Genomic DNA, 6176 nt, shown 5'->3' on the forward strand with positions numbered 1-6176 from the left:
GGGACTGGCTGCCGGCCGGGTTCGACGTGATCGGGCAGCGCGGCGGCGGGCTCGACGAGCGGCTGGCGGCCGCGTTCGCGGATACTCACGCCCGGCTGCCGGTGCCCATGGTGCTGATCGGGATGGACACCCCGCAGGTCACCCCTGGCCTGCTCACGGACGCCGCGCAGGCGCTGGCCTGCGGGGAGGCTGACGCGGTGTTCGGCCCGGCGGCCGACGGAGGGTTCTGGCTCCTCGGCCTGCGCAAGCCGGACCGGTCGCTGCTAGCCGGGGTGCCGATGTCCCGCCAGGACACCGGCCGGCATCAGCTCGACAGGCTGACGTCGGCCGGCCTGCGGGTGGCCATGATGCCCGAGCTGACCGACGTGGACACCGTCAGGGAAGCCGAGCTGGTCGCCGCCGCGATCCCGGGTTCCCGCTTCGCGGCGGCGTTCGACCTCGCGATGGCCGGGCTAGCGCCGGCCGGGATCCGGCCCCCGCGTTAGGCAGCTTCAGGCCACCGGTCCCTGGACGGTCACTAGCGTGCCGTAGGTCAGGTACGGCCAGATGTACTGTGCCGTCGTCGGCGGCAGCTCCACGCAGCCGAGGCTCTGGTACCAGCCGTAGCTGTACCGGTAGAAGCCGTGCACCGCGTCGCCGCCGTTGAAGTAGGCGATCCAGCTCACGGGGTCGGCGTACTTCGACCCGTCCGGGTTCGTGCCCTTCATGATCTGGAACTGCAGGCGCTCGTAGACAGGGAACGTGCCGTCGGCGGTCGGGGACTGCGGGATGCCGGTGTTCACTGGGGTGTTCAGGATCCGGTTGCCGTTGTGCCAGACCTGCAGGGACTCGTTCGAGGACCCCTGCGTCGCGAGCGCGTAGCTGTACCCGTTGGGGTTGCGCTGGTCGTGGGCCGCGGCCTTGAGCAGGTAGGACCAGAACTGCGGGCCCGCTACCCCGTCCATCGTGAGCCCCTGGTTGTACTGGAACGCCCTGATCGCGCCCTGGTCGAGCATGTTGTCGGAACCTGTCCGCCACTGGTCGGTCAGTCGGCCCGGGTATCCCGGCTGGAAGCTGAACGTGCCGGACGGCGGCGCGTAGGCCGCCGACACCTGCGCGTTCAGGTCTCCGGCGGGCACCGTCGGCTCTCTGGCGGGCACCGCCGGCGACGCAGTGCTTCCGTCCGGCGCCCAGTCGAGCGGCAGGTAGCCGAGCTGCGCCAGCACCTGCTGCATCCGGAGCGTGGAGAACGAGCCGGTGGTGAAGCTGACGCTCTGCGACGTCTTCAGCGTCCCGGTCGCGGCGGCCGCTCCCTGCACGCCGCCGTTGCCGCCGGGGATGCGCACGGTGACGTTCGTCCCCGGCAGGAAGCCGTAGGAGGGGGTGAACGTCGCCGTGTCGCCGGCCACCTGCCAGCTCCCGGAGATCTTCGGGGAGAGCGTGGGGAGCGGCGAGTTCGGCGCGAGCGCGGACGAGAACGTCACCGTGACCGGTGCGCCGCCATTGGCGCCGTGTGTGCCGCCGGCCGGGGTCACGGAGACGACCCGGAGCAGCGCGGCGGGCGGCCCCGCGACTTTGCGCGGCTCATTCGACGTCCCGGTCAGCTGCTTGCTGTCGCTGGCGTTGGCCAGCGAGTCGTGACCGACCCGCTGAGAAGAAACGGCGGCGAACGTCCCGCCGGCGATCAGGACCAGCACGGCCGCGCCCGCAGTCGCTGCTATTCCCCGGTGCCGGAACAGCGCCACGCTGCCCTGGCCCACGCTCCCCAAGAACGACACAGTTACGGTCTCCTCGACAGTTCTTCAGGCCAATGGTCAGGCGGCGCGTGCGACGCGCTCACGGGACGTGGATCGCATCGCTGTTCAGTTCGTTGACGGCCGATCAGAGTCTAGGCGCAACAGCTGTCAAACGGGAAACTTCCATCACGGCCCGCCAAACTAAAAGACGCCGGTACAGGCGGAAAAGTTGCCACGGTCCGCAGCAATTTTCGCGGGCGCAGGCCGATCCGGGCCAGCGCCGCGCCGGCTGGACGACGGAGAAAAAGTGTTCAGTGAACGCGCAGCACCCTCGGCACAAGTAAGTCACGATCCAAGTAGGCAATGGTTTTCTCAGAAATAAGTGAGAAAGGGCTCAGAGAAAGACGTCGACATTCCACAGTTAGCGCCGGTCTAGCTGGTCCAACGTAATCCTTCGGAGCGTGACAGCGGACACGGAGGTGGAATTAATGCTCACCGCGCCGTGGCTTATGGTGGAACGGACGAGGGTCGCCACCGGAAGAGGTAGGTCAGCGTGAGCTCGGTATTCGTAGTGGATGCCTGCCGTACGCCCATCGGCAAGGTGAAGGGATCGCTGGCCGAGGTCCGCCCCGACCACCTGGCCGCCGGCGTCCTGAAGGCCCTGCTCGACCGCAACCCCGCCGTCGACCCGGCCGCCATCGACGACGTCTACTGGGGCGCGGCGAACCAGGCCGGCGAGGACAACAGGAACGTCGCGCGGATGGCCGTGCTGCTCGCCGGGCTGCCGGTGGAGGTCCCCGGCGCCACGGTGAACCGGCTGTGCGGTTCAGGCATGGAGGCGGTCGCCGATGCCGCGCGGGCGATCGCCGCGGGCGACGCCGACATCTGCGTGGCGGGCGGCACCGAGTCGATGACCCGCGCGCCGTTCGTGATCGCGCGGACCGCCGACCCGTACCCGAGGTCCCTCGACCTCGCCGACACGAGGCTCGGCTGGCGCCTGGTCAGCCCGAAGATGCAGGAGATGTACCCGCCGGTCACCCTCGGCGAGACCGCGGAGAACGTGGCGGACAAGTACGGCATCACCCGCGAGCGGCAAGACGAGTGGGCGCTGCGCAGCCATCACCGCGCCGCCGCCGCCCGCGACGCGGGCCGGTTCGGCAGCGAGGTCGTCCCGGTCACCACCGGCAAGGGCGAGGTCACCTCCGACGAGGGCATCAAGGCGGACATCACGCTCGAGGAGCTCGCCGCCAAGAAGCCCGTGTTCCGCAAGGGCGGCACGGTGACCGGCGGGAACTCCTCCCCGCTGAACGACGGCGGCGCTGCCCTGCTGCTCATGTCCGAGGAGGCCGTCGACCGCGCCGGGCTCACCCCGCTCGCCCGCTACGCCGGCGCCGCCGCGGCAGGCGTGCACCCGGACTACATGGGCATCGGGCCGGTGCCCGCGATGAACCGTGCGCTGGGCCGGGTTGGCTGGCGGATCGAGGACCTGGAGCTCGTCGAGCTCAACGAGGCGTTCGCCGCCCAGTCGGTCGCCTGCGTCGACGAGCTCAAGCTCGACCCGGAGAGGGTCAACGTGAACGGCGGCGCGATCGCGATCGGGCACCCGCTCGGCTGTTCCGGCGCGCGGATCGTCACCACGCTGCTGCACGAGATGCGCCGCCGCGAGGCGGTGCGGGGCGCCGCCGCGATGTGCATCGGCGTCGGCCAGGGCATCGCGACCCTCTGGGAAGCTCCCTGACGGCCATTTTGACAAGTACGGCCATTTTGACAAGTTTCGCTATCCGGTAGATAACCGTTGCATAACGGCGTTAGTCTGTCTGCTCAGACACCTGGCCGAGCGGAGGTGGGCAGCGTGACGCTGATCGAGGGGGGCTTCGGCAACCGGGCGAGCGAAGCTCGACGCCGCACCCGGCGCCGGAGGACAGCCCGCGCCGCCGCGCCGCTGCTCATTCCGATCGCACTGGCGCTCACCCTCGGGGTCATCCTGGCCGTTTCTTCCGGTACGCCGACCGCGCATGTCAATCAGCAGACGACGTCCGGCACCGTCACGAGCACGCCGCGTCCGTAGAGCCGGCCGCTTACGTTCTGAATAGGGATTTCATTTTCCCGAACGGGCCCGTGGTGACTCCCTTAGCCGGCGAAGTAGTTCCCAGCGGTGGAGGTACCTACCGGAGCCGTGGCCGTATCCGCGGGAAGCGACGACGGGCTGACGAACTTGCTGCCTGACGGGCCCGCCTCAACCGCCATGTGCGTGGCGCTGCCCTGCAGGAACTGGCTCCAGCCGAGGAACCACTGGGTCCAGCCGTCGTCCCAGTTGCCGCCCTTCGGGCTGTTGGTGATCGTGATCGGGTCGCCGGGGATCGCCATGTTGTAGTAGATCTGGGCGTCCTCCGGCGGCAGGTTCACGCAGCCGTGGCTCACGTTCGTGGTGCCCTGGTCGACGACCGACCAGGGGGCCGAATGGTAGTAGTCGCCGCTGTAGGTGAACCGCACCGCCCAGTTGACCAGCTCGTTGTAGTAGCCAGCGGTGCCCTTTGTGCCCCCGATCATCCGCACGGGGTTGCCCTTTTCCACGGTCAGGTACGTGCCGTCAGGGGTCGGCATCGTGGTCCGGCCGGTGCTGATCGGCCAGTTGTACTGGACTTGGCCGCCGACGTAGATCAGCGTGTGGTAATCCGTGGTGCTGGCCACCGCGATCACCGACTGCCCGATGCTGAACGTCTGGGTCAGGTCGTGCACGCCGTACACACCAGGAGCGCCTTCGACGCCGTTGAGGTGGCCGGTGAAGCTGACCGTCGTGTAGGCCGGCCAGTAGTCGCGCGGCCGGAAGTACAGTTCCTGGCTGCCGTCCCAGTACCACGCGCCGATGACGGGCTTGGAGGTGGTGACCTGCAGTGACCGCTCGACTGCGGCCTTGTTGGTGATCGGGTGGTCGAACGACAGCATGATCGGCATGCCCACGCCGTAGGTCGCGCCCTGGCCCTCGTAGATCGAGGTGTGGAAGGCGGTCGACGGGGTCAGCGTGGTGAACGTGCTAGTGGAGGTGACCGGGTGACCCTGCGCATCGGTGCCGGTGGCGGTCACCGTGTAGGACTGGCCGGTGTCCAGCGTCCACGTGCTGTGCCAGTGGTCGCCGCCGCCGCTCAGCGAGCCGGTCACCGCGCCGCCGCTGGTGTGCACGCTGACGTTGCCGAGCTTGCCGCCGTTCCGCGCGCTGACCGTGATGCCGTCCGCCGGGTTCGCGTCCTTGGTCCCTGGGGCCGGGGTGATCGCGAGGTATTTCGCGGCCGCCTGCGCCGACTTGGGGGCGACCGAAGTGGGGTTGAGCTGGATCGCTGCAGGGGTGCTGCTCTGGCACGCCGCGGCGAGCAGGCAGACGGCCGCGGCGAGTGCCGCTGCTGGAAGGCGCCGTCGCACGCTGGGTCCATCCTCTCTCGAGGTGACTCCTGAGGGATGGTCAGTTTACCGGCGTTGTCCTGCGCCGGCTGGCCTGTTGCCGAATCGCGGCGTACGCGAGAGCAGCGACGGTGAGCACCACGATCGCGTACTCCGGCCACGGGCCCACCCGGTCGGCCAGCGTCGTATAGCTGACCAGCGGCACCCGCGCCTCGAGCTCCGCCTGCTGCCAGGTGCCGCTGCTGGTGATCAGCTGCCCGTCGGGCGCGATGATCGCGCTGTACCCGGTGGTGGACGCGACGACCACGGCGCGGTCGTGCTCGACGGCGCGGATCCGCGCCATGGCGAGCTGCTGGCCGGTCTCCCCGGTCTGCCCGTCGCGCTCGAACGTGGCGTCGTTGGTCTGCATGCTGAGCAGGTTCGCGCCGTCCTGAACGTCGGACCGCACGAGGTTGTCGAAGCCGACTTCGTAGCAGATAACGTCGCCGAGCCGGATCTGCCCGAGGTGGAACACGTAGTTGGAGCGGCCGGGCGTGTAGTCCACCGGCTGCAACTGGGTCAGCGACGTGATCTTGCTGATGATGCTCCGGAACGGGATGTACTCGCCGAACGGAACAAGCTGGCGCTTGACGTAGTAGTGCGGCTCAGGCCCGGTACCGGGCAGCCAGAGCACTCCGGCGTTGCGCTGGGGGTTCTGCAGGTTTGCGCCGACCAGGATCGGCGTGCCGATGGCCTTCGCCGCGCTGGCGATCTGATCGTAGACCGGCGGGTAGACGGTGGGGTCGATCTCGGTGGAGTTCTCCGGCCAGATCACCAGGTCGGGTTTCGGCAGCTTGCCGTCGCTGACCTCCTGCGCCAGCTTGTCGGTGGCGGCCACGTGGTTTTGCGTGACCGTCTGGTAATCGCTGACCTGATCGGCCAGGCTTGCCCGCGCCCGCGGGACGTTGCCCTGGATGGCGGCTACCACGGTGGTCTCGGCGCCGGCCGGCACCGGGTCGAGGGGGAGCGCGGCGGGCAGGATGGCGAGGCCCGCGGTGCCGGCCAGCGCCAGTGTTGCCAGCACGG

Annotated in this window: 6 protein-coding genes; 3 read left to right on the top strand and 3 right to left on the bottom strand. The window is 69.1% G+C overall.

Annotated elements, in window-relative coordinates; genetic code table 11:
• Positions 1-485, top strand: a 485-nt coding sequence (locus WA805_RS19580; RefSeq protein ID WP_425243054.1) for a TIGR04282 family arsenosugar biosynthesis glycosyltransferase, incomplete at its 5' end; no start/stop codon positions are given.
• A gap of 6 nt (positions 486-491) precedes the next feature.
• On the opposite strand, the gene WA805_RS19585 is transcribed toward WA805_RS19580, so the two are convergent.
• Positions 492-1757: a L,D-transpeptidase family protein gene (locus tag WA805_RS19585; protein WP_422290435.1), complete on the bottom strand. Its 1266-nt coding sequence runs from the start codon at positions 1755-1757 to the stop codon at positions 492-494.
• A 511-nt stretch (positions 1758-2268) separates the two neighbouring features.
• Between WA805_RS19585 and WA805_RS19590 the strand changes: the two genes are divergently transcribed.
• Positions 2269-3453, top strand: a complete 1185-nt coding sequence (locus WA805_RS19590; RefSeq protein WP_422274024.1) for a thiolase family protein — start codon at positions 2269-2271, stop codon at positions 3451-3453.
• Between the two features lie 114 nt (positions 3454-3567).
• Positions 3568-3783: a hypothetical protein gene (locus WA805_RS19595; RefSeq protein ID WP_422274026.1), complete on the top strand. Its 216-nt coding sequence runs from the start codon at positions 3568-3570 to the stop codon at positions 3781-3783.
• Positions 3784-3845: 62 nt separating this feature from the next.
• Here WA805_RS19595 and WA805_RS19600 read toward each other — a convergent pair whose 3' ends face one another.
• Positions 3846-5132 carry an Ig-like domain-containing protein gene (locus WA805_RS19600; protein WP_425243055.1) on the bottom strand — a complete coding sequence of 429 codons (1287 nt, stop codon included), beginning with the start codon at positions 5130-5132 and terminating at the stop codon, positions 3846-3848.
• Positions 5133-5172: 40 nt separating this feature from the next.
• Positions 5173-6176: apolipoprotein N-acyltransferase (gene lnt / locus WA805_RS19605; protein ID WP_425243056.1), on the bottom strand; the 1004-nt coding region annotated here is incomplete at its 5' end.

Origin of the sequence: Trebonia sp., from assembly GCF_049794275.1 — a bacterium.
Classification (GTDB): Bacteria; Actinomycetota; Actinomycetes; order Streptosporangiales; family Streptosporangiaceae; genus Trebonia.